The sequence below is a fragment of the Atribacter laminatus genome, from assembly GCF_015775515.1.
Taxonomy (GTDB): domain Bacteria; phylum Atribacterota; class Atribacteria; order Atribacterales; family Atribacteraceae; genus Atribacter; species Atribacter laminatus.
The window spans coordinates 2,790,031-2,812,134 of sequence record NZ_CP065383.1 but is presented as its reverse complement, the minus strand read 5'-3'; the positions used below and the strand labels follow the sequence as shown (position 1 = coordinate 2,812,134).

Here is a 22,104-nt window from a genome sequence, read left to right as displayed (position 1 = left end):
ATGAAAATTCTGATTGCGAAGCATATTGGTTTCTGTCCTGGAGTAAAAAGAGCCTATACCATGGCAATAGAGGCTTTTGATAAAAACCCCCAGCCGGTTTACCTTCTTGGAGAATTAGTTCATAATCATCAAGCGGTCAAGATGTTAGTTGAAAAGGGAGCCCGGTTGGAAGATGAAGTGGAGCGGATACCAGATAAGATAACCGTGGTTACCCGTTCCCATGGTTTGGAGCGGAAAACCAGGAAAAAGCTTTTGGATAAAGGAATTACCATAGTTGATACCACCTGTCCTCGAGTTCGGAAAGTTCAGTCATTGGCCGGTGAATTAGAAAAGAAAGGGTATACCATGATTATCCTTGGTGATCCCAACCACGCCGAAATTAAAGCCTTAATCAGTGAGCTAAGCAGTAAGCCATTGGTATTAGGAAAGAATTCAACCGATTGGGGAAAAAAGCTCAATGCCTTACCAGAAAATAAACCATTGGCAGTTATCGAACAGACTACTTTTCCTCAGCAACAATATCTGGATTTTTGTCGATTGCTAAAGGAAAAAAACCGAACCAATCGATGTTTAATTTATAATACTCTTTGTCCGGAGACCGAACATCGGCAAAATGAATTAAATTCTTATCTCCAGACCGGAAAAATAGATATAGTAATCATTTTAGGAGGGAAACATAGTTCCAATACCCGGGGTCTTTATTTAGTGGCCAAAGATCAGGCTCCACGAACCATCTGGATTGAAGATCCCAATGAAGTGGAAAAGTCGTGGTTTCAACCGAATCAAACGATATTGATTGTCAGCGGAGCCTCAACTCCCGACTGTGCAGTAAAAGAATTGGTGGAAAAAATTCAATAAGGAAAAATATATGAATAGAGAAATACCATTAGTTGTTATTGCAGGGAAAACCAACGTCGGAAAGTCAACGCTCTTCAACCGTCTTTCGGGACGAAGGATTACCATTGTTGACTCAACCCCAGGCGTAACCAGAGACATTATTGAAAATATCATTGAAATAGAAGGGGTTCAGATTCGATTAGTCGATACCGCTGGCATTGAATTAGCTGTTTCGCCGGATAACCTTCTGCAAACCGAATCGGAAAAAAAAGTCTGGGAAGCCATCAAGAAAGCTGACTGTATTTTGTTGGTTCTTGATGGAAAAGAAGAAATGACCAGCGTTGATCATGAATTAATAAGTCGTTTACGTCGAGTGCAGGATGCTATTATTCCAGTCGTCAACAAAAGAGAAGGGATGACCCATTTAGGTTTATTATCGGATTTCTACGCTTTAGGATTTGATGACGTCTTACAAATATCGGCAGTGCATGGAGATGGAATTCCTCAATTAAAATCCATCCTTTTCAACCGTTTGAAAAGAGATACTGAATCGGATGAAGCTCTAATTGTTGAACATCATGATTTTCGGATTGCTATTGTTGGTAAACCGAACGTTGGAAAATCAACCTTATTTAATATGCTGTTGGAAAGTGACCGATCTATAGTGAGCACAATTCCTGGAACGACTCGAGACCCCTTGGAATCATCTCTGGTTAGCGGAGGATACGGACGATATCAACTGGTGGATACAGCCGGTTTAGCTCGTAAATCACGTATCAAAGAAGATATCGCCTTTTATGCCACAGTGCGGACCATGGAAAAAATTGCAGAAACCAATTTGTGTGTATTAATCCTTGATGTTTTAGAGGGAATTAGCCAGCAGGATCGGCACATTGCCAATCAAATTTTTCAGCAAAAAAAATGTTGTTTGGTTTTTCTGAATAAAATGGATTTAATTCCTGAGCGATTGACTCGAAAAAAGATTGAGGAAACCAAAAAGTGGATTTGGAGCGAATTAAATTTTCTCGATTATGCTACGGTTTTAATTGGGTCGGCAACTGATCGGAATATGAAACCGCATTTTTTAGCTCAATTTGCAGCCATTGCCAGCCGATATTATCAACGGCTTAAAACCAGCTTTATCAATCGAGAGATCAAGGAAAAGATTAACGATTTAAATATCAGCATGGGGAAAGGAAGACTCCTCCGTACCTATTATGGATATCAAGAGCTCAATGCTCCCCCTCGTTTTTCATTTTTAACCAATTTTAAAGGAAATGATCGAGAGCTGGAGAGAAGTATTCATAGTATTGAGAAAATCATTCGTCAGGAAGGTGACTGGGAAGGTGTGCCCATTACCATCGAGCTTAAAAATAAATAATCAATTGATTGATGAGTTTCGTGAATATTTGGAGCTGGAGCGCCATTACTCTGCTCATACAGTTGAAAATTACCTTCGGGTGGTGAATCAATTCTGTACTTTTTTAATGAAAACCAGCCAAAGAAGCCTGGATGAGATTGATACTTCAGATGTTGCCGGTTTTATGGCTTTCCTCAAAACGATTTCTCATTTAATGAGAGTTTCGCAGTTGAACCGATTATCGGCTTTAAAAACCTTTTATCGATATTTACGAAAGAGAGGGAAAATTCAAAAAAATCCTTGTGATGGTATCGGAGGGCTCAAAGAAGAAAAAAGCCTTCCTACCTTTTTTTCTCAACAGGAAATCAACCGGTTTTTAACGTATTTGGAAGATAATTTCCAAAAAAAACCGAATTTTCTTCAGGCCCGTAATCGGGCACTCTTTGAAATTCTTTATTCATCTGGTTTACGTGTAGGAGAAGTGGTTCGACTTAAAACCATCGATTTGAATTTTCAGCAGAAAATCGTAAAGGTACTAGGGAAAGGTGGTAAAGAGAGAATAGTCCCCTTTAACGAGAAAGCTCTTCAGGCGGTCAGAGATTATCTTCCATTTCGTCAACCGAAAGGAGCAGTAAAAGAGCTTTTTTTAAATTACCTTCAACAACCCTTAACCACCCGTGGGGTACGGGTCATTTTAAATAAAATTTTATCAGAGATTGGGATGGTAAAAAAAGCTTCGCCTCATACTTTTCGTCATAGTTTTGCCAGCCATTTTCTTTCCGGAGGAGCTGAAATGAGGATTGTTCAGGAAGCACTGGGACACTCCAGTCTTTCTACTACCCAGATTTACACCCATTTAAACTGGGACAATATGAAAAAGGTTTATGAAAACGCCCACCCCCGATCCCATAAAAAGGAGGATTAAATGAAGATCCTATCAACAACGGTTCTTGGTGTTTTACGAAATGGAAAAGCAGCAATGGCTTGTGACGGGCAGGTAACCATGAATGAATCAGTTTTGAAAAGAGGAGCTAAAAAAATACGGACTCTCTATCAGGGAAAGGTTTTGGCCGGCTTTGCCGGTGCTGGAGCTGATTGTCTTACCTTGCTTGATCGTTTTGAAGAAAAATTGAATTCGTATAGTGGTAATCTGGCTCGGGCTGCCATTGAGCTGGCAAAAATGTGGAGGACGGATAAAGTTCTCAGACATCTTGAAGCGCTATTGCTGGCTATGGATTTAGAGCATGTATTGATTATTTCCGGAAAGGGAGATGTAATCGAACCCGACGAGTCAATCGCAGCTATTGGTTCGGGAGGGAATTATGCTTTAGCTGCTGCAAAAGCTTTATATCGAAATACCGATATGAATTCAGAGGTAATTGCCCGACGATCTTTGGAAATTGCCGCAGAAATCTGCATTTATACTAACGATCAGATCTATTTGGAAACATTGGAATAAAACAAGGGGTTGGATGTTTCAAAAAGAAAGGAAGCGAATGACATGGAACACATTGATGATTTTTTAACCCCAGAAGAAATTGTCCGGGAATTAGATAAATATATTATTGGTCAGGAAGACGCTAAGAAATCTGTAGCGGTTGCCCTTCGTAACCGGATTCGACGGAGATTACTTCCTCAAGACATGGCTGAGGAGATTACTCCAAAAAATATCATTATGATTGGCCCAACTGGTGTTGGTAAAACTGAGATTGCCCGTCGGATTGCAAAATTGACTGGTGCACCTTTTATGAAGGTTGAAGCAACCAAATTCACTGAAGTTGGCTATGTGGGAAGAGATGTTGAGTCAATTATTCGTGATCTGACTGAGTTATCATTACGAATGGTAAAAAGTGAAAAAATAAGTGCTCAAGAAGGAAAAACCAGATGGGTTGTGGAAGAACGCTTGTTAGACCTTCTTTTTAATAAAAAAGTAACCCCAGAAGATTTTGATGAACCTCCTTCTTCTGAAACCAGCCCTCGGGTTGACGTGGTATGGCCGGCTCCATCTTCTTCAGCAGAACGAACTCGAGAAAAAATCCGGGAAAAATTACGAAAGGGTGAGTTAGAAGACCGGGAAATCGAAATCGAGATAGAAGAGAGTTCGATGCCGGTAGAAGTGGTTAATGTTGGCGGTTTAGATAATATGGGTATTGACTTTTCTGGTCTTTTTGGAGGCATTTTCCCCACTCGCAAGAAGAAAAAACGGGTAAAAGTTAAAGATGCTCGAGAAATTCTTTTTAATCAAGAAGCTCAAAAGTTGTTGGATATGGATGACATTAAAAGTGAAGCGGTTCGACGAGTCGAGGAAAGTGGAATTGTTTTTATCGATGAGATCGACAAGATTGCCTCACCAGGGGGGAGAGACACCCATGGTCCCGATGTTTCTCGAGGAGGAGTTCAGCGTGACCTATTACCGATCGTAGAAGGCTCAACGGTGGTTACCAAACATGGACCAGTCCGTACCAACCATATTCTTTTCATTGCTGCTGGGGCTTTTTCCCATACCAAGCCATCAGATTTACTTCCTGAATTACAAGGTCGGTTTCCCATACGGGTTGAACTTTCAGCGCTCAGTGAAGAAGATCTCTATCGTATCGTTGTAGAGCCCTACAATTCTTTGGTAAAGCAATATACAGCATTGCTGTCTACCGAAGGACTCGAATTGCAATTTACCGATGAAGGGCTACGCGAAATTGCCCATATATCCTCAATTTTAAATCAAAAAATGGAAAATATCGGTGCACGTCGTTTACACACAGTAGTAGAGCGAGTTCTCCAGGATATCTCTTTTAGAGCACCGAACTTAAAGGAAAAAGAGGTAGTTATTGATCAAGCTTATATTCAGGACCGATTGAAAAATGTTTTGCAGGATGAAGATGTTACTCGTTACATTTTATGACTTCATTTATAGATAAATGGGAATTATGGTTGAAATATTTTTCCCTTTCATGATATACTGTGCCCGATTTATGCATAGCATAAGAATAAATTCTCATGTCGGACATAAATTCCGGTGATCTTCCCAAAAAGATTAACCATCGGTCCGGCAGAGGAAAAAACCGGAAGGAGAATTATTTATGATCGTTACCATGAAGCAATTATTGGAAGCTGGGGTTCATTTTGGTCATCAAACTCGCCGTTGGAATCCAAAAATGAAACCCTATATTTTTACCGAAAGGAATAATATTTACATTATTGATTTACAAAAAACCGTTGGTTTAGCTGAGAAGGCTTACTATTTTGTTCGTGACCTAGCGAAAGAGGGTGGAACGGTTCTTTTTGTTGGGACCAAGAAGCAGGCACAGGAATCGATCGAGCAAGAAGCGAACCGATGCGGAATGCATTATGTAAATCAGCGTTGGCTGGGTGGTATGCTTACCAATTATGTAACCATTCAGCAGAGTATAGATAAATTAGAACATATTGAAAAAATGGAAGAAAATGGTATCTTAAACCGACTTCCTAAAAAAGAAATTATGCAAATCTTAAAAACCAAAACTCGATTGGAAAAATATCTCACTGGAATTCGAAAGATGTCTAAAGTTCCTGATTGTGTTTTTGTTGTCGATCCCAGAAGAGAGCGAAACGCCGTATTGGAAGCTCGTCGTATTGGAATTCCAATCGTTGGTATAGTTGATACGAACTGTGATCCTGATGAAGTCGATTTTGTGATACCCGGTAACGATGATGCCATACGGGCTATTCGTCTCTTTTCTTCCATCATAGCCGATGCCGTGATGGAAGGGAAACAGTATGCTACCGAAGGTCGCGAAGAAGTTGCTACTGAAGGAGAAGCTGTTCCTGAAACTGATGCAGCGGTTTCAAATGAAGTAACGATTGGTAGCGATGAAGAAGAACCTCCGCTTTCGATTTTAGAAGAGCTCAAGGACCCTGAACTGGAAGAAATAGAAAGCAATGATGAAAATCTCACTGAAGAAGCAAAGGAGGAGCAGCCATGAGCTATGATGCTAAAGTAGTTTACGAACTCAGAAACCTAAGTGGCGCAGGAGTCATGGAATGCAAAAAAGCCTTAGAAGAAACCAACGGAGATATGGAAAAAGCCTGTGAGCTTCTTCGTAAGAAGGGAATTGAAACAGCAGCAAAGAAACAAAGCCGATCAGCCGAACAGGGCCTCATCGGTTCTTACGTTCATACTGACGGGAAGATAGGAGTATTGGTGGAAGTCAATTGTGAAACTGACTTTGTTGCCCGTACTGAAGAATTTGTCAACTTTGTCAAAGAATTAACTCTTCAAATCGCCGCTCAAGCCCCCCGCTGGGTAGCGATTGAAGAAGTGCCTGAAGATATTCGTAAGGAAGAAGAGAAGATCTACCAAGCTCAGCTTAGTGAAAGCGGTAAACCTGAAGCAGTCCAAAAGAAAATTGTTGAAGGGAAGCTGAATAAGTTTTATCAGGCAAACTGCCTTCTCGAACAGGAATACATTCGAGATGGTGATAAAAAAATTAAGGACTTATTGGTGGAAACCATTGCTAAAGTGGGTGAGAATATAATTATTAAACGATTTGTTCGTTTAAAACTCGGTGAAGAATAGCATGGGTGAAAAGGTGAAGCCGCTTTATCGCCGGATTTTGTTAAAGTTATCCGGTGAAGCGCTGATGGGGTCACTCTCTTCAGGTATTGATAACAGAGTATTAGAGTATTTTACTCAAGAGATTAAACAAGTTCACCAATTAAAGGTAGAAATCGCCATTGTGGTTGGTGGTGGAAATATCTTTCGAGGGCGTACTGCCGGAGATCGGGGAATAAGCCGAGTGACCGCTGATAATATGGGGATGTTGGCAACGGTTATTAATGCCTTAGCTCTTCAAGATTTTCTTGAAAATGCTGATATCCCCACTCGAGTCCAAACTGCCATCGAAATGAGGGCGGTAGCTGAACCTTATATTCGAAGACGTGCCATTCGTCACTTGGAAAAAGGACGGGTGGTCATTTTGGCAGCCGGGACCGGGAATCCTTACTTTACAACCGATACTGCAGCTGCTCTCCGAGCTGCTGAGATCAAAGCCGATGCAGTTATTAAAGCGACCAAGGTTGATGGTGTGTATGAGTCAGACCCGGTAACCAACCGGAATGCAGTCAAATATGAAACCATCAGCTATCTTAATTTGCTGAATCTCGGACTGAAGGTCATGGATTCGACTGCAGTTTCTTTGTGTATGGATAACAATATTCCTATCATTGTTTTTAACTTTAACCAAACTGGCAATCTTTTAAGAGTCGTTTTAGGCGATAAAATTGGAACTTTTATTTCTCAGGAGGGAGGATAATGGCAGAACAATTAAAGGATTTATTAAAGGATATTGAGAAAAGAATGAAAGCGGCTATTGCTGTTTTGCGAGATGAACTGTCCCATGTGAAAACCGGTCGAGCCACTCCGGCTCTCATTGAGAATGTAGTTGTTGATTATTATGGAAGCACGGTTGAATTAAAAACCATAGCATCAATTAATACACCTGATGCGAAGACTATTGTTGTTCAACCCTGGGATAAAAATGCCCTTCAACCGATTGAAAAGGGCATTTGGAAATCCGATTTGGGTTTTAACCCAGTGGTAGATTCCAACATTATTCGAATCAATGTTCCTCCATTAACCGAGGAAAGGCGAAAAGAGATTGCCAAGTTTACCAAGAAAACAGCCGAAGAAGCCAAGGTTGCAATACGCAACTTAAGGCGTGAAGCCAACGATGGAATTAAAAAGTTGGAAAAAGACGGGGTTATTTCTGAGGATGAGAGTAAAAAAACAGTGGCAGAAGTTCAAAAAATGACCGATGAATTTACCAATGAAATAGATGGAATATGGGAGAAAAAAGAAAAGGAAATCATGAGTATTTAGAATATGGCATTCATCATGTTGCCATTATTATGGACGGGAACGGTCGTTGGGCTCAAACTCGAGGGAAGCCGAGATTAGAAGGTCATCGGCAGGGAGTTGAGGCTGTTCGATTGGTGGTTAAAGAAACCTGGGATGAGAAAATCCCTTTTCTCACCCTGTATTCGTTTTCTACCGAGAATTGGCGGCGACCAATAAATGAGGTTCAGGGACTGATGCAAATCTTTATTGAGGCAATTGATCGATATGCCGAAGAATTGTATCAGAATCAGGTAAAAGTTCGATTCATAGGGAAAAAAGAGGGTTTTCCCGATCATTTGACTGAGCGAATGGAAAACCTGGAGAAGTTAACCGAACGGAATCAGGGTTTGACCTTGAATTTGGCTTTAAATTATGGTGGGAGAGACGAGATAATCAGGGCATTTCAAAAATTCCTTCAGATCTCATTGAATCAGGGAGGAGATATTGATGAAGATTCCTTTCGACAATATCTCGATACCGGGAATCAACCCGATCCCGATCTCTTGATCCGAACTGGTGGAGAAAAACGTTTAAGTAATTACTTACTCTGGCAGTTGGCTTATAGTGAGCTCTATTTTACCGATGTTCTTTGGCCTGATTTTTCATCTCGAGACTATCATCAAGCACTTGCCGATTTTGTCAGCCGAAAAAGAAAATTTGGGGGATTAGGCTAAGAGGTGACCAAACTTTCCCAGCCGACGGAATTTAAACTGAGAACCTTTAGCATTCTATTAGCCTTGCCTCCTTTCTTGTTTTTGATGGTGTATCATGACCTAACCCTGATAGCGGTATTTGCTGCTCTTTCGGTTTTCGCTTTCCAAGAATATATACAAATGGTCCATTGTAAAATTCCACACCGATTTACCAAAGTACTCATCATCATAGCAATAATTTTATTTTACCTTTCTTTCCTTTATCCTCATTCATCAGCACCGTTTATTTGGTTTGTTTTCTTTATTCTTTTAGTTTGGTGGAGTTTCTACGAGCGTTCCAGAATAATTGAACGGGTTAGTTTTTTCTTATTTGGAATTGTCTATTGTATCGGGCTTCCTTTTTTTTGGGTAAAAACCGGTCTCGATTATGGTCGATGGATTCTGGTTGGTTTTGCCTGCATTGTCTGGTTAAATGATATTGGTGCGTATATAGTTGGTAAAAAGTGGGGTCAACATAAAATAGCTCCGGCTATTAGTCCTGGAAAAAGCTGGGAGGGATTATGGGGAGGAATAGCCCTGAGTTGTGGAGGAGCCCTTTTTTTAAAAATATTTTTTCTTTCTCATTGGACAGTATTTCAATCTCTTTTGATTGGATTGATAATAGCTTTGGTTGGTTTCTTGGGAGATCTCTTTGAGTCATCTGTGAAGAGAGAATATCAATTAAAAGATTCTGGACAATTTTTGCCTGGTCACGGTGGATTTCTGGACCGATTTGATTCCTTTTTTTTCGTATCCCCAGTGATTTATTTTATTCAAACTTGGTGGGGAGGTTAAGATGAGAGTTGCAGTAATTGGATCGACTGGTTATTTGGGAGAGCAGATTTGTAATGTTCTCTCTTATTTTCCCGAATTTGAAGTGAAGACATTAGTTGCGAATATAAACCGGGAAAAACTCATTCAACAAGCCCAAGCTTTTCGTAATCCATCGATTTATCTTGCTAATCCTGAAGCGAATTTTAGAGCCGCTTCTGATTTAAAAGAATCGGGAATAAGGGTTTTAAAAAACCGAGATGCGGTTAAAGAAATACTCTTAGGAGATTCTATCGATGGAATATTTTTTGCCTTATCGGGAATTGACTGGATTGATCTTTTTTATGATTTATTGAACACCGATAAGATCATTTGGATGGCCACCAAAGAAATTATCGTTGCCGGAAGCGAGCTTTGGAAAGGCGAAAGAGATTTAAGTCAAAATAAAAATATTATTGCATTGGATAGCGAGCATAATGCTCTCCATCAGCTCATTCAAGGCCATAACCAAGAACATATTGCCAAGATTTATCTCACAGCTTCGGGAGGAGCGTTTTATGAATGGCAAGGAGATTTGAATGAAATTACTCCTGAAATGGCTCTCTCTCATCCCAATTGGAAAATGGGAACGAAGATAACTGTTGATTCGGCCAATTTAATTAATAAAGGGTTAGAGGTGATTGAAGCCAATTGCCTTTTTCGGTTCCCTTATTCCCAAATTGATGTTCTCATCCAGAGAGAAAGTGTGATTCATGCTCTTGTCGAGAGAAAAGACGGCTTTATAACAGCGCTTCTTTCCAAACCAGATATGAAATCGGTTATTTTGCATGCTTTAAAAACCGAAAGAACTTTTCCTTGGGAAGAGTATAAAATGGATTTTACCCAGCTGCACCAATTGCATTTTGATTATCCGGTTCCTGATCGTTTCCAGGGTTTTTATCTTGCAGTCAAAGTGGGACGCTTGGGGGGAGGGTATCCAGCTTTCTTTTGTGGGGCTGATGAAGCATGTGTTCAGGCTTTTCTCAGTCACCGAATTGGGTTTAATCATATCCCCATTCTTTTGGAAAAAACCTTGGAAACAACAATAGCAAAGCCACAATCGGTATCCGATGTTATTTATATCTATAACCAGGGGTTTAAAATCGCAAAGGACTTGATACAACAAAGGAGATCCTTAAAATGTTGACTATCCTGGCTACTATATTTGTTATTGGGTTATTAGTTCTCTGCCATGAATTCGGTCATTTTATTTTTGCTCGATGGTTTAAGGTTAGAGTTTTAAAATTTGCCATAGGGTATGGACCAAAACTTTGGTCGACGCAAAAAGGGGATACTGAGTATTCGATTCGAGCTTTTCCGCTGGGTGGATTTACCAAAATGGCCGGGATGGAAGAAACGCTCATTGAAGGGTATAGTGAAGCAAGTGTTCCTGATGCTGAGCGTTTCGATAAAAAGCCAATTTATCAAAGAAGTCTCATTGTGGCAGGGGGACCTGCCATGAACCTGTTTTTATCGATTATTTTAGTTTTTTTGGTTTTTAGTTTTTTGGGCGTACCTACCAGCAGTTTAAAAATTCAACAAGTTATCGAAAATAGTCCAGCTCAAAGTGCCGGGATATTGCCTGGAGACGTTATTACTTCGATTAATGGGAAAACTATCGAGAAAATGGAGGATTTATCCAATCAAATCGCTCTTAACGGTGAACAAGAATTATCTTTAACCGTTTTACGAGAACAAACAGAGATTGAAGTGCAGTTAGTCCCTCGTTGGGATGAAGATGAAAAACGTTTCTTGATTGGTATTGTTTATGGAGTTGAAAATCGTCGAGTAAATCCTTTCGTTGCCTTTTATAAAAGTGTTTCTTCGGTGATAGAATGGTTCGTTGTGAGCTTCCTTGGTTTACTGTATATGGTAATGGGACGGGTTCCAATGGAAGTGACTGGTATTGTTGGAATTGCTCGAATGTCGGGGCAAGCTGCCAGTTATGGGTTTTTAAATTTGCTTTATTTTTCGGCATTGATTAGCGTGGCTTTAGCCCTTTTTAATTTATTGCCAATTCCGGCATTAGATGGAGGTCATCTTTTGCTTTTTCTTTATGAAAAAATCCGGGGGAAACCGATGGATCCAAGTAAAATTGGATTTTTCTATATGATTGGATTTTTATTTATCATTTTGATGGCAATATTCGTTACCTATCAGGATGTTCTAAGAATAGTTACCGGAAAATGAAGCGAGAAAAAACTTTCCAAGTCTTTCTTGGTTCTCTTGCTATTGGTGGACGTTCATCGGTTTCGGTAGAGTCTATGGGGAGAGTTTACCCAGGACGAGTTGATGAATGTTTGAATGAAATTTGTGCCGCAGCAGCAGCTGGAAGTGACTGCTTTCGAATTGCCGTACCCGATGAAGGAGCTTTGTCCGGCATCATACAGCTGAAAAAGCATTCACCCCTTCCTCTCGTAGCCGATATCCATTTTTCGCCGATCATTGCTCTTAAGGCAGTCGAAGCAGGTATTGATGGAATTCGAGTTAATCCTGGAACTTGGAAAAATCGGCTCCAATACCAACAGCTTATTGAGAGAATGAAAGCAAGAAATGGTGTGCTTCGACTAGGTGCCAATACCGGCTCGCTCCCCTCTCATCTCCAGAAAAAGGGGAGAGTGGAGGCACTCCTTGATAGTATAATCGAAATGATTGAAATCCCACAGAAAAATGATTTTCACCGAATTATTCTTTCTGCCAAATCAACCGATATTAATGAAACAATTGAGATTTATGAACGCTTAGCTGACGCTTTTTCTTATCCTTTACATGTCGGACTGACTGAAGCTGGTGAGGGATTTGAAGGAATCATTAAGTCGACAATTGCTTTAAGTACAATCCTCCAAAAAGGGATAGGGAATAATATACGCGTTTCACTCACTTCACCCAATCCGGTTCTTGAATCCCAAGTTGCGGTCCAAATACTTCAAGGAGTGGGACTACGGCAAAAAGGAATTGAAGTAATTTCCTGTCCGACCTGTGCTCGAACCAGAGGAGATGTGGTATCATTTGTTAGAGAAATAAAAGAAGCAGTCCAGATGATATCATCTCCCTTCCCCATAAAATTAGCAATCATGGGGTGTGAGGTGAATGGTCCGGGAGAAGCAAAGGAGGCTGATTTAGGGTTAGCTTTTGGAAAATCAACCGCGCTCCTTTTTGTTCAAGGTAAAGTAGTTAAAACCATGCATCAACAGGATGCTTTGAGTGAACTGGTAAAACAATTACAATTGATGGTATCCAATCCAATGGTGAAAAAATAGGAGGAAAATACGCTTTGAAAATGTCAGCTTTGTTTGCTCCAACACTGAAAGAGAATCCCGCCGAAGCCGAAGTGATCAGTCATAGCTTAATGCTGCGGGCAGGAATGATCAGGCAACTTTCATCGGGAATATATAATATCCTTCCTTTGGGTTTGCGTTCTTTGGAAAAAATCATGAATATTGTTCGTCGAGAGCTGAACCATGCTGATGGTCAGGAACTTTTGTTACCCGCCCTTCAACCTGGAGAACTTTGGAAAGAAACCGGGCGCTGGGATATTTATGGTCCGGAATTGATCCGTTTTCAAGACCGTCGAGAACGAGATTTTTGTTTGGGACCAACCCATGAAGAAGTGATCACCGATATAGCTCGGAAAGAGATTCGCTCCTATCGCCAGCTCCCTTTGCTGTTGTATCAAATCCAGACGAAATTTCGAGATGAAATCCGACCTCGGTTTGGAGTGATGCGGTCTCGAGAATTCATTATGAAGGATTTGTACAGCTTCGATCGGGATTATGAGGGATTAAAGGTGAGTTACCAAAAAATGTATGATGCCTACTCAAAAATATTTGCGTCTTGTGGTTTAGAATATATAGCAGTGAGAGCTGATTCGGGGGTAATCGGTGGAGATGTTTCTCACGAATTTCTTATTATTGCCGATTCTGGGGAAGAAAAAGTGATGAGATGTCCAAAGTGTTTGGTTGCCTCAACCCAGGAGATCAGTGATTGTCCAGAATGCCATGCTGGTATGGAGGAAAAGCGAGGTATTGAAGTTGGCCACATTTTTCAGTTGGGAACGAAATATTCGGAATCGATGAAAGCCTATTTTGTTGACCAGGATGGGAAAGAAAAACCTTTGATTATGGGATGCTATGGAATCGGCATTGGAAGAACTATGGCTGCAGCAATTGAAGCCAATCACGACGAAAATGGAATAAAATGGCCTTGGAATATCGCTCCCTACGAGATAATCATTATACCGGTAAAATTAAAAAATCAAGCCGGTATGGAACTAGCCGAAAGCATTTCCCAGCAGCTTGCTCATCAAGGGTATGAGACAATCTGGGATGATCGAGAAGTTTCAGCAGGATATAAATTCAAAGAAGCTGATTTGATTGGTTTTCCAATTCAGGTGATTGTTGGTGAAAAAGCCTTGAAAAATGGCACTTTGGAAATTAAAATACGTTCAAATGGAAAGAGGATAGAGTGTACCCGGGAGCAGTTGGTATCAGTGATAAAAAAAATTAAGGATGAATTGGTTATTTTGTAGGAATCAACATGAAAGATCAAACCGAAATGAACCAATTAAACAATAAGAACCACCGAATTACATCAATTATTGCTGCTTACAATGAAGAAAAAACTATCGGACCGATTATTGATGTCCTGAAAAGAGTGCCCGTTATTGAGCAGATTGTGGTGGTGAGCGATGGATCAACCGATCGAACGGTAGATATTGCTCGAAGTCGTAATGTTGAGGTTGTTGATTTAATTAGTAATGTAGGGAAGGGCGGTGCTCTTTACCGGGGGTTAGAGTACATACGAACCGATGTAGTTCTTTTATTAGACGCGGATTTAGTTGGGTTAGAAGAAAGTCATGTGTTGAGCTTGGTTCACCCAGTTACCGAAAGAGAAGCCGATGTAACCATTGGGGTGTTTGAAGAAGGGCGTTTTGCCACCGATTTTGCTCAGAAAATTGCTCCGTTATTATCAGGACAACGGGCGATACGAACCGATGTCATCCAAAACATATCCGATCTGGAAGTATCCCGATACGGAGTTGAAGTTGCTATGAACCGATATATTCGAAAAAACGGTGTGACCATGAAATTGGTGAAGCTGCCTGGATTGACTCATGTGATGAAGGAAGAGAAAATGGGCTTGATGAAAGGATTTCGTCATCGAGTCAAAATGTATTGGGAAATCTTGAAAAACTCGTATGGAGGAGGAGGCTGATAGAGCTCTGAATAGTCGAAGATTATTCATTAAAACCCTTGGTATTGTTTGTAGTGGTCATGGTAGCCAGACGAATATGGGAGCGGACGGTATTCGTCAGGAATTACTGGAGATTTCTCGCAGTGCAGGCTTTCAATTGACGGAGATTTGGGAGGTAAACATTTTTCATCCTTTTCCTCATTATTATTTGGGCAAGGGAAAGGTTGAAGAAATTAAAGTTTTTCTGCAGAAAAATCCTGAAATTCGCGGTGTGATTATTGATACCGAAATATCTCCTTCACAGCAAAAAAACCTCGAAAAAGCCCTTAATGTGAAGGTTTATACCAAGATAGCCCTTATCCACCGAATTTTTGCCGCACGAGCCCGTTCTTCGGAAGGAAAGATTAAAGTTACAGTGGCATCACTTCAGTATGAACTCAGTCGGTTATCCGGGAAGGGAGTTGAAATGTCCCGCTTGGGTGGTGGTATTGGTACCCGTGGACCCGGGGAACAAAAAATAGAAACTGAAAGAAGACGCATTAAACAAAAAATTGGACAGCTTAAAAAAGAACTAAATAAAGTAAATCGATATCGTGAAGTACGGAAAAACCTTCGGATAAAAAAGAATCTCCCCATTGTTGCCATCGTTGGATATACCAATGCCGGGAAGTCGACGCTCTTAAATAGTCTTACCGATGCTCATGCTTATGTCGAGGACCGATTGTTTGCCACTCTTGACCCTACAGCCCGGAAGGCATTTTTGCCGGGGATTGGATCGGTCATTTTTACCGATACAGTAGGGTTTATCCGGGAAATGCCAGAAACGCTTATTGATGCTTTTCGAGCCACTCTCGATGAGATTAATGACGCCGATTGTCTTCTCGAGGTTTTAGACTTATCCGATCCCAGTTATCCCGAACACCATAAGGTGATAAACCGCATCTTGCAAAATATGGCTATAGCGTGCCGACCTAAGATTATCGTTTTTAATAAGATTGATCAGGTTGAACCGGTACCGGTTATTTCAAGAGATATATTTGATGATAATCCATATGTTATGATATCAGCTGAGAAAAAAAATGGTATTGAAAACCTCATCGAGACGATCGGTAAACTGTTGAAAAGCAATCGTGAAAGTTTGAACCTCACAGTAAGCTACCGAAATCTTCCTCAAATCGAAAAAGAGATATACCATCACGGCTATATTGAAAATATTGAATTTCGAATCGATGGCATGGTTGAAGTTCGTTGTTCGATTTCTAAGGAAGCCACTGGCCGAATCCGTCAGCTAAATTTTTCATCTTAAAAAGGACTTGAAAAGAAGCCAGTTGGATTTCGATAGTGGTTCCCATAAGGTATATTATGTAAAATTTATTTCTTTTCGCTTTGTTCCCCTTCTTTTTTTACTTTTTCCACGTAATTGAGCTGTAAATTCGTCAGATGCATTTCCATTTCTTTTTTGATTGATGGGGCAAAATCATTCTTTAAATTTTCAAAAATAAGTTCAAAGAGATCGATGGCACGATGAGCTTCTTTCAAATCAACCAGCGTTTCTCCGTTTTCAGGATGAACCAATAGCCCTAAATATTGCCAGGCTTTTGCCTGCAGTACATTTAAAAAGTAATACCCTAAATCAGAAATTTTTTGAGGCGGTATCTTTTCATGGTTCTTTTCATTCATTTGACTGACCTCCTTTGAAATAGGATAAAAATGTATGAATAATTTCATCACTTATTATATCGGGATTTTTCCCCTCAATAGAAATCCAGCGAATTGGAGCTTTCCGAAACCAAGTAAATTGTCTTTTTAAATATTGAAAAGTTCCTATAGTAATCAGTTTTTCCATTTGTTGGATAGTTATACCACCTTGTAGGTATTGAACTACCGGTCCATAAGTAAAATTATTTAAAGCAGGAACATTTAGAGAAAAACCTTTTGATAAAATGTCTTGGACTTCTTGGATGAGCCCCTCTTTTATCATATACTGAGTTCTTTCAATAATTCTTCTTTTGAGATCTACTTTCTTGTAGTCAAGACCGAAAAAAATAAATTGGAAAGGGATTTTGGCTTTTGATGGAAATTTTTTGAAGAAAGTTGGAGGCTTATTAGTTTGGTGGTAAATTTCTAAAGCACGAATCAAACGTTTCCGATCATTTTTACCAATTTGGGAAGCACGGGGAGGGTCAATGGCTACCAGACGAGCAAAAAGCTGAGGGTTGGAATAACCTTCAAAAATGAGTCGCAATCGGGGATGAGAGGGACTTCCTTGAGGAACGAAAGGCTCATATAGACTTTTTAAGTAAAAACCGGTACCACCAATGATAACTGGAAGAGAATGTCTTTCTAAACATTCCCAAATAAAGCGGAAAGCCTCGGTGCGAAAACGAAAGGAACTCCAAATTTGATCTGGCTCAAGGATATCGATTAGATGATGGGGAATTAGACGTCTCTGCTCTATTGTAGGTTTTGCAGTACCAATGCTTAAATATTTATAAATAGCCATAGAATCAGCATAAATCAATTCCACCTTTTCTAATTTCTGAGCAAGAAGAAAGGAAAGATCGGTTTTTCCGCTGGCGGTTGGACCAACCAAACCAAGGATTGGTATGGGACGCGAAGTATCAGGAAAGAACCAATTCTCCATAAAGTTTTCCTTTCAAAGTCTTGATCACGACGACTGAGATAACTTGTCCAAGAATAAAATTTGTATTAGGAAGATAGATTCTTTGGTTATCAGTCGTTCTCCCTGAAGAATTCATTCCTTCAATTTGATCAATCAAAATCTTGGTTTTTTTACCGACCCAGTTCGATAATTTTATTTGATGGATATCAGAAAGAGTTTGATTAAGAAATTGAAGCCGTTTTTTCTTTTCTGCCAAAGGAAGATGATCGGGAAGCTGATAAGCAGCAGTTCCTGATCGGGAAGAATAAATATAGGTGTAAGCCTGATCAAAATGGACTTCTTGAACGATATTAAGAGTATCCAAAAAATCCCTTTCAGTTTCACCGGGAAAACCAACAATCATATCGGTCCCGATTCCCGAATCAGGCAGGTTTTGTCGGATGTACTTTGCTAATTTTAGGTAATGATCTCGGGTATAACCCCGATTCATAGCAGACAAAATACGATCTGAACCCGATTGAATAGGAAGATGGAAATAATGAGCCATTATAGACGAATTCTTTACGATGTCAACAATGGAAGGCCGCATATCTTTAGGATGAGAGGTTAAAAAGCGAATCCAGAACGATGAATTATGAAAATTTTGTTCAATAGCTTGTAAAAGAACTTCAAAGCCATTTTTTAAGTCTAAGTCTAATCCATAGCTATTCACATTTTGGCCTAAAAGGATGATTTCTTTGTATCCATCTTGGATAATTTTCTCGATATCGGTCAGGATGGTCCGTAATGGTTTACTTCTTTGGGGACCGGTGGTATACGGGACAACACAGTAACTACAAAAATTGTCGCAGCCATATGTGATAGGTAAATAAGCAGATATATGTGAAGAGTTTCGGAGATAACCACTTTCGTCAAAAACCTGAGAAGATGATGGCAGGTTGAAATCCAATATTTTCTTTTTTTTTCTGGTATGTTCTTCAATAAATTGAGGAATATGATCGATATTTGAAGTTCCAATCACTATTTGAGCTCCGGGTACTCTTTGTACGAGACGGTTTTTTAGGAATTGACTTAAACAACCAAAAATTACAATAATTGGATATCGAGACGTTTTATTAAGGTCTTTAATGGTTTTTTGAATATTGCTAATGGCTTTTTCTGAAGCGTGTTCCCGCACGGCACAGGTATTAAACAATAAAATATCAGCTCTTTTTTTATCTTCGATCAGTTGATATCCATTTTGAATCATAACCTGGGCAATATGTTCACTGCGGCTTTTATTCATTTGACATCCATAGGTTTCGATAAAAAAAGTTGTGTTGGTCATCATTGAACCTTCTACTCAATTTGATAAATAATAAAGCCTGTACACAATACATTTTATTTATGGTACAGGCTTTATTATTCAAACAAGATTTACTTATTCCAAGGTTTTATAATTAATTTAATAGCAGTTCTTTCCTCACCATCTATAATGATGTCGGTGAAGGCTGGAATACACACCAGATCAATTCCATTAGGAGCAAGAAATCCACGAGCAATAGAGATGGCTTTAATTGCTTGATTGACAGCACCAGCCCCTACTGCTTGTATTTCAACTATTTGTTTTTCTCGAATGATTCCAGAAAGAGCTCCTGCAACTGAATTTGGATTCGATTTTGAAGAAACCTTCAGTACATCCACCTTTGAATATCCTCCTTGTTGAAGTCAAAATAAAATAAAATACGCTTCAACTCAAACTAAATCGTGTGATGGAAACCGATTTCCCAGTTTGATCATCAACTTCTACAATTACACCGTTCAGAATTATATTCTCTTTGGCAACAGTATACCGAACTGGTATTTGGGTCAAAAAGCGACTTAATATTTGCTTGGTTTCAATACCGATTACCGAATGATGAGCTCCAGTCATACCAATATCAGTGATATAAGCGGTTCCACTGGGTAGTATTTTCTCGTCGGCAGTAACTACATGGGTATGTGTTCCAACGACACAAGAAACCCGGCCGTCACAATACCATCCAAAAGCAATTTTTTCTGATGTTGCCTCAGCATGAAAATCAACCAGAATAATATTGGTTTCTTTTTTTATTATTTCTAATTCTTTATCAAGGGCTTGAAAAGGACAATCCAGTGGTGACATAAAAACCCGACCGCTTAAATTGAGGACTGCCCATTTTCTTTGGTTATTTTTAAGAATAACCGATCCATTTCCTGGAACACCAGGTGGATAATTCAAAGGACGTAATAACCTCAATTGACTATCAATATAAGGAAGGATCTCTTTTTTATCCCAGATGTGATTACCAGTGGTAATTACGTCTATTCCAAATCCAAGTAATTCCTCGGTTGTTTCGGGGGTGATACCCAGCCCTCCAGCTGAATTTTCACCATTAACGATTACTGCGTCGATATTCTGAGACTTTCTTATAGCTTTAATTTTTTCTCCAACTATTTTTCGACCCGGTTTTCCGATAACATCTCCTATGATGAGAAATCTCAAAGTGCTTTCCTCCTACTTGGCATACTCTACAGCTCGGGTCTCACGAATGACAGTAACTTTAATTTGGCCTGGATATTCAAGCTCTTTTTCGATTTTCTTGACGATATCATAAGCTAACTTTGCTGAAAGAGCATCGTCCACTTTCTCGGGCTTGACAATAATTCGAACTTCTCGGCCTGCCTGAATGGCATAGGATTTCTCAACACCATCAAAAGAATTAGATATTTTTTCCAATTGCTCCAACCTTTTGATATAGGCTTCTAAGCTTTCCCGACGAGCTCCTGGTCTTGAAGCTGATATGGCATCAGCAGCTTGAATCAAAACAGCTTCAATGGTTTGTGGTTCGATGTCGTTATGATGTGCTTCTATGGCATGAACGATTTCCCATTTTTCGCCATAACGTTCTGCTAATTCAGCTCCGATTTTGGCATGCGGTCCTTCGATTTCATGATCCAAAGACTTCCCAATATCATGAAGCAGACCAGCTCTTTTAGCAAGATTGACATTTATTCCCAGTTCAGAAGCCATAATCCCGGCGAAATGGGTTACTTCTTTAGAGTGTTGGAGTACATTTTGCCCATAGCTGGTTCGATAGTAAAGCTTTCCTAAAAGCTTTACCAAATCAGAATTGACATTTTTCATCCCAGTGTCAAAAAGAGCCTGCTCACCCTCTTGGATTATTTTTTCTTCAACCTGGGTTTTTGCTCGTTCAATAAGCTCTTCGATCCGCGCTGGGTGAATACGACCATCTAAGATTAGTTTTTCCAAAGCAATACGAGCAATTTCACGACGGATAGGATCAAAGGAAGAAATGATAACTGCTTCAGGAGTATCGTCGATAATGAGATCAACTCCAGTCATCATTTCAAAAGTCCGAATATTTCTTCCTTCTCTACCGATTATGCGTCCTTTCATGTCATCATTCGGTAAACTAACAATTGAGACAGTGTTTTCTGCGGTGTATTCAGCAGCGTATCGCTGCACTGCTTGAACAACGATATGACGAGCGTTTTTTTCCGCTTCTTTCTTCGCGTTTTCTTCCGCTTCTTTTATTTTTAAGCCGGTTTCAAACGCCAGAGTTTTTTCTAACCGATCCAGCAATTCTTCACGGGCATCTTCAATGGTTAATCCGCCAATTCGAGCCAGTTCTTCCACTTCTTTTGCCTTCATTTCTTCCACTTCTATAAGCATTTTTTCTGCGTCTTCTGTGATTTTTTGAAGATGATTATCTCTTTTTTCAATCTGCTCGCTTCGCCTTTCTAACATTTCTTCTCTTCTCAACAAGCGGGCCTCAAAACCCTGTAAATCTTTTCTTTTTTTCCTTATTTCTTCTTCTAAGGCTTGTTTTTCTCGAATAACTTGTTCTTTAGAGCTCAGTAAGGCCTCTTTTTTTATTGTTTCGGCTTCACGATTGGCATCTTGAAGCATTTCTTGGATTTTTTGCTCCACATCTTCTTTTTTCTGTTGCATCTGTTTCAGCTTAAAAGCCATGCCGGTTTTAAATCCTAACCCGACTCCGACCACAATACCTATTAATATATATACAAGCAACATTTGTGCGATCACCCCTTATTCAATTTTCAAAGTACGAATAAAAAGCCTGATGGGTATTGACTGATTCTATTCGATGTTTAAAGAATTTTTGGATTTTTCTTCTTTTCAATGAAATAAAATTTTGTACTCATTCAAAGCTATGTTAAAAAACTGCATAGAGAATATTTTACCGATGGGTAAAGATCAAGTCAAGATAACTCCCCTTCCCGATTAGCTTGAAATTGATCCCATGACCATTCGGCAATATCATAACTGAACCCTTTTCGCGATAAGCGGTGGATTATTCGATCACGACTGGTTTCCCCTTGTTGAAACCATTTTCGGATCAGTTCAATTCCATCTTTGACTTCTTCGGAAGGAGGATAATAGATAGATCGAAATTGTTCAAGTAAATCTTTTTCGATACCCAATCGTTCCAATTCAGTTTTATAAGCCCAGTAACCACGGGGGTTGCTGTTTCTTTTCCCTTCCAAATAGGTTTTCATAAAAAATTCATCATCGATATATCCATCTTGTTCAAAAGCCTGAAGGGCTTCTTCAACATCGTTTTCCGGGTATCCTTCTGATATTAACTTCCCTCTAAGCTTTTTTTTGGTATACCAGGCTTTACTAATTAGTCGAACAATCCTTTCTTCTACAGTCAGTTTTCTCTTCATCAGA

The 22,104-nt window shown here is 39.7% G+C and carries 24 protein-coding genes; 17 read left to right on the top strand and 7 right to left on the bottom strand.

The window, feature by feature from the left end; translation table 11 throughout:
* The 17 genes from ispH to hflX all read left to right on the top strand — a co-directional run bounded on the left by ispH (window position 1) and on the right by hflX (window position 16,070).
* Window positions 1–858, top strand: coding sequence for a 4-hydroxy-3-methylbut-2-enyl diphosphate reductase (gene ispH / locus RT761_RS12595; protein ID WP_218111772.1), 858 nt, complete (start codon window positions 1–3; stop codon window positions 856–858).
* Window positions 859–868: 10 nt separating this feature from the next.
* Window positions 869–2,218, top strand: a complete 1,350-nt coding sequence (gene der / locus RT761_RS12590; protein WP_218111771.1) for a ribosome biogenesis GTPase Der — start codon at window positions 869–871, stop codon at window positions 2,216–2,218.
* Window positions 2,184–3,122 carry a site-specific tyrosine recombinase/integron integrase gene (xerA, locus tag RT761_RS12585; RefSeq protein WP_218111770.1) on the top strand — a complete coding sequence of 313 codons (939 nt, stop codon included), beginning with the start codon at window positions 2,184–2,186 and terminating at the stop codon, window positions 3,120–3,122. The genes der and xerA overlap by 35 nt, the downstream gene beginning before the upstream one ends.
* Window positions 3,123–3,656, top strand: a complete 534-nt coding sequence (gene hslV, locus RT761_RS12580; RefSeq protein ID WP_218111769.1) for an ATP-dependent protease subunit HslV — start codon at window positions 3,123–3,125, stop codon at window positions 3,654–3,656. It abuts the gene before it with no gap.
* Between the two features lie 42 nt (window positions 3,657–3,698).
* A complete protein-coding gene (gene hslU, locus RT761_RS12575) occupies window positions 3,699–5,096 on the top strand; it encodes an ATP-dependent protease ATPase subunit HslU (RefSeq protein WP_218111768.1) in 1,398 nt (465 codons plus the stop codon).
* Window positions 5,097–5,274: 178 nt separating this feature from the next.
* Window positions 5,275–6,156: a 30S ribosomal protein S2 gene (rpsB, locus tag RT761_RS12570; protein WP_218111767.1), complete on the top strand. Its 882-nt coding sequence runs from the start codon at window positions 5,275–5,277 to the stop codon at window positions 6,154–6,156.
* Window positions 6,153–6,749, top strand: coding sequence for a translation elongation factor Ts (gene tsf / locus RT761_RS12565; RefSeq protein ID WP_218111766.1), 597 nt, complete (start codon window positions 6,153–6,155; stop codon window positions 6,747–6,749). The genes rpsB and tsf overlap by 4 nt, the downstream gene beginning before the upstream one ends.
* Window position 6,750: 1 nt before the next feature.
* Window positions 6,751–7,485: a UMP kinase gene (gene pyrH / locus RT761_RS12560; protein ID WP_218111765.1), complete on the top strand. Its 735-nt coding sequence runs from the start codon at window positions 6,751–6,753 to the stop codon at window positions 7,483–7,485.
* Window positions 7,485–8,051 (top strand): ribosome recycling factor, encoded by a 567-nt coding sequence (gene frr / locus RT761_RS12555; protein WP_218111764.1) that lies wholly within the window; start codon window positions 7,485–7,487, stop codon window positions 8,049–8,051. Before pyrH ends, frr begins: the two co-directional genes overlap by 1 nt.
* Window positions 8,015–8,743, top strand: a complete 729-nt coding sequence (gene uppS, locus RT761_RS12550; protein WP_218111763.1) for a polyprenyl diphosphate synthase — start codon at window positions 8,015–8,017, stop codon at window positions 8,741–8,743. Before frr ends, uppS begins: the two co-directional genes overlap by 37 nt.
* 3 nt (window positions 8,744–8,746) lie before the next feature.
* Window positions 8,747–9,556: a phosphatidate cytidylyltransferase gene (locus RT761_RS12545; protein ID WP_218111762.1), complete on the top strand. Its 810-nt coding sequence runs from the start codon at window positions 8,747–8,749 to the stop codon at window positions 9,554–9,556.
* 1 nt (window position 9,557) lies between these two features.
* Window positions 9,558–10,718 (top strand): hypothetical protein, encoded by a 1,161-nt coding sequence (locus tag RT761_RS12540; RefSeq protein WP_218111761.1) that lies wholly within the window; start codon window positions 9,558–9,560, stop codon window positions 10,716–10,718.
* Entirely contained in the window at window positions 10,712–11,761 is a 1,050-nt protein-coding gene (gene rseP, locus RT761_RS12535) for an RIP metalloprotease RseP (RefSeq protein ID WP_218111760.1), read from the top strand. The genes RT761_RS12540 and rseP overlap by 7 nt, the downstream gene beginning before the upstream one ends.
* A complete protein-coding gene (gene ispG / locus RT761_RS12530) occupies window positions 11,758–12,831 on the top strand; it encodes a flavodoxin-dependent (E)-4-hydroxy-3-methylbut-2-enyl-diphosphate synthase (RefSeq protein WP_218111759.1) in 1,074 nt (357 codons plus the stop codon). Before rseP ends, ispG begins: the two co-directional genes overlap by 4 nt.
* Window positions 12,832–12,845: 14 nt before the next feature.
* The gene (proS, locus tag RT761_RS12525) at window positions 12,846–14,099 is read left to right on the top strand and encodes a proline--tRNA ligase (RefSeq protein WP_218111758.1); all 1,254 of its coding nucleotides are present in this window, start codon (window positions 12,846–12,848) and stop codon (window positions 14,097–14,099) included.
* A gap of 8 nt (window positions 14,100–14,107) precedes the next feature.
* A complete protein-coding gene (locus RT761_RS12520) occupies window positions 14,108–14,785 on the top strand; it encodes a glycosyltransferase family 2 protein (protein ID WP_218111757.1) in 678 nt (225 codons plus the stop codon).
* Window positions 14,769–16,070 carry a GTPase HflX gene (hflX, locus tag RT761_RS12515; RefSeq protein WP_218111756.1) on the top strand — a complete coding sequence of 434 codons (1,302 nt, stop codon included), beginning with the start codon at window positions 14,769–14,771 and terminating at the stop codon, window positions 16,068–16,070. Before RT761_RS12520 ends, hflX begins: the two co-directional genes overlap by 17 nt.
* 65 nt (window positions 16,071–16,135) lie before the next feature.
* Here the strand turns inward: hflX and RT761_RS12510 are convergent, their stop codons facing one another.
* From RT761_RS12510 to RT761_RS12480, 7 genes are all read right to left on the bottom strand, one after another.
* Window positions 16,136–16,444 carry a DUF1844 domain-containing protein gene (locus tag RT761_RS12510; protein ID WP_218111755.1) on the bottom strand — a complete coding sequence of 103 codons (309 nt, stop codon included), beginning with the start codon at window positions 16,442–16,444 and terminating at the stop codon, window positions 16,136–16,138.
* Window positions 16,437–17,408, bottom strand: coding sequence for a tRNA (adenosine(37)-N6)-dimethylallyltransferase MiaA (miaA, locus tag RT761_RS12505; RefSeq protein WP_218111754.1), 972 nt, complete (start codon window positions 17,406–17,408; stop codon window positions 16,437–16,439). The genes RT761_RS12510 and miaA overlap by 8 nt, the downstream gene beginning before the upstream one ends.
* Window positions 17,386–18,717 carry a tRNA (N6-isopentenyl adenosine(37)-C2)-methylthiotransferase MiaB gene (gene miaB / locus RT761_RS12500; RefSeq protein WP_218111753.1) on the bottom strand — a complete coding sequence of 444 codons (1,332 nt, stop codon included), beginning with the start codon at window positions 18,715–18,717 and terminating at the stop codon, window positions 17,386–17,388. The genes miaA and miaB overlap by 23 nt, the downstream gene beginning before the upstream one ends.
* A gap of 86 nt (window positions 18,718–18,803) precedes the next feature.
* Window positions 18,804–19,070: a stage V sporulation protein S gene (locus RT761_RS12495; protein ID WP_218111752.1), complete on the bottom strand. Its 267-nt coding sequence runs from the start codon at window positions 19,068–19,070 to the stop codon at window positions 18,804–18,806.
* Window positions 19,071–19,116: 46 nt separating this feature from the next.
* The gene (locus RT761_RS12490; protein WP_218111751.1) at window positions 19,117–19,890 is read right to left on the bottom strand and encodes a TIGR00282 family metallophosphoesterase; all 774 of its coding nucleotides are present in this window, start codon (window positions 19,888–19,890) and stop codon (window positions 19,117–19,119) included.
* A 12-nt stretch (window positions 19,891–19,902) separates the two neighbouring features.
* Window positions 19,903–21,444 carry a ribonuclease Y gene (gene rny / locus RT761_RS12485; RefSeq protein WP_218111750.1) on the bottom strand — a complete coding sequence of 514 codons (1,542 nt, stop codon included), beginning with the start codon at window positions 21,442–21,444 and terminating at the stop codon, window positions 19,903–19,905.
* 188 nt (window positions 21,445–21,632) lie between these two features.
* The gene (locus tag RT761_RS12480) at window positions 21,633–22,100 is read right to left on the bottom strand and encodes a regulatory protein RecX (RefSeq protein WP_218111749.1); all 468 of its coding nucleotides are present in this window, start codon (window positions 22,098–22,100) and stop codon (window positions 21,633–21,635) included.
* Window positions 22,101–22,104: the final 4 nt, after the last annotated feature.

Bases quoted from the DNA above. Each gene is read 5' to 3' on its own strand.
- RT761_RS12520 (WP_218111757.1), top strand. From the start codon at position 14,108: ATGAAAGATCAAACCGAAATGAACCAATTAAACAATAAGAACCACCGA.
- rseP (WP_218111760.1), top strand. From the start codon at position 10,712: ATGTTGACTATCCTGGCTACTATATTTGTTATTGGGTTATTAGTTCTC.
- hslU (WP_218111768.1), top strand. From the start codon at position 3,699: ATGGAACACATTGATGATTTTTTAACCCCAGAAGAAATTGTCCGGGAA.
- frr (WP_218111764.1), top strand. From the start codon at position 7,485: ATGGCAGAACAATTAAAGGATTTATTAAAGGATATTGAGAAAAGAATG.
- rpsB (WP_218111767.1), top strand. From the start codon at position 5,275: ATGATCGTTACCATGAAGCAATTATTGGAAGCTGGGGTTCATTTTGGT.
- der (WP_218111771.1), top strand. From the start codon at position 869: ATGAATAGAGAAATACCATTAGTTGTTATTGCAGGGAAAACCAACGTC.
- hslV (WP_218111769.1), top strand. From the start codon at position 3,123: ATGAAGATCCTATCAACAACGGTTCTTGGTGTTTTACGAAATGGAAAA.
- miaB (WP_218111753.1), bottom strand. From the start codon at position 18,717: ATGATGACCAACACAACTTTTTTTATCGAAACCTATGGATGTCAAATG.
- miaA (WP_218111754.1), bottom strand. From the start codon at position 17,408: ATGGAGAATTGGTTCTTTCCTGATACTTCGCGTCCCATACCAATCCTT.
- tsf (WP_218111766.1), top strand. From the start codon at position 6,153: ATGAGCTATGATGCTAAAGTAGTTTACGAACTCAGAAACCTAAGTGGC.
- rny (WP_218111750.1), bottom strand. From the start codon at position 21,444: ATGTTGCTTGTATATATATTAATAGGTATTGTGGTCGGAGTCGGGTTA.
- ispH (WP_218111772.1), top strand. From the start codon at position 1: ATGAAAATTCTGATTGCGAAGCATATTGGTTTCTGTCCTGGAGTAAAA.
- hflX (WP_218111756.1), top strand. From the start codon at position 14,769: ATGGAGGAGGAGGCTGATAGAGCTCTGAATAGTCGAAGATTATTCATT.
- pyrH (WP_218111765.1), top strand. From the start codon at position 6,751: ATGGGTGAAAAGGTGAAGCCGCTTTATCGCCGGATTTTGTTAAAGTTA.
- RT761_RS12540 (WP_218111761.1), top strand. From the start codon at position 9,558: ATGAGAGTTGCAGTAATTGGATCGACTGGTTATTTGGGAGAGCAGATT.
- ispG (WP_218111759.1), top strand. From the start codon at position 11,758: ATGAAGCGAGAAAAAACTTTCCAAGTCTTTCTTGGTTCTCTTGCTATT.
- uppS (WP_218111763.1), top strand. From the start codon at position 8,015: ATGGGAGAAAAAAGAAAAGGAAATCATGAGTATTTAGAATATGGCATT.
- RT761_RS12510 (WP_218111755.1), bottom strand. From the start codon at position 16,444: ATGAATGAAAAGAACCATGAAAAGATACCGCCTCAAAAAATTTCTGAT.
- RT761_RS12480 (WP_218111749.1), bottom strand. From the start codon at position 22,100: ATGAAGAGAAAACTGACTGTAGAAGAAAGGATTGTTCGACTAATTAGT.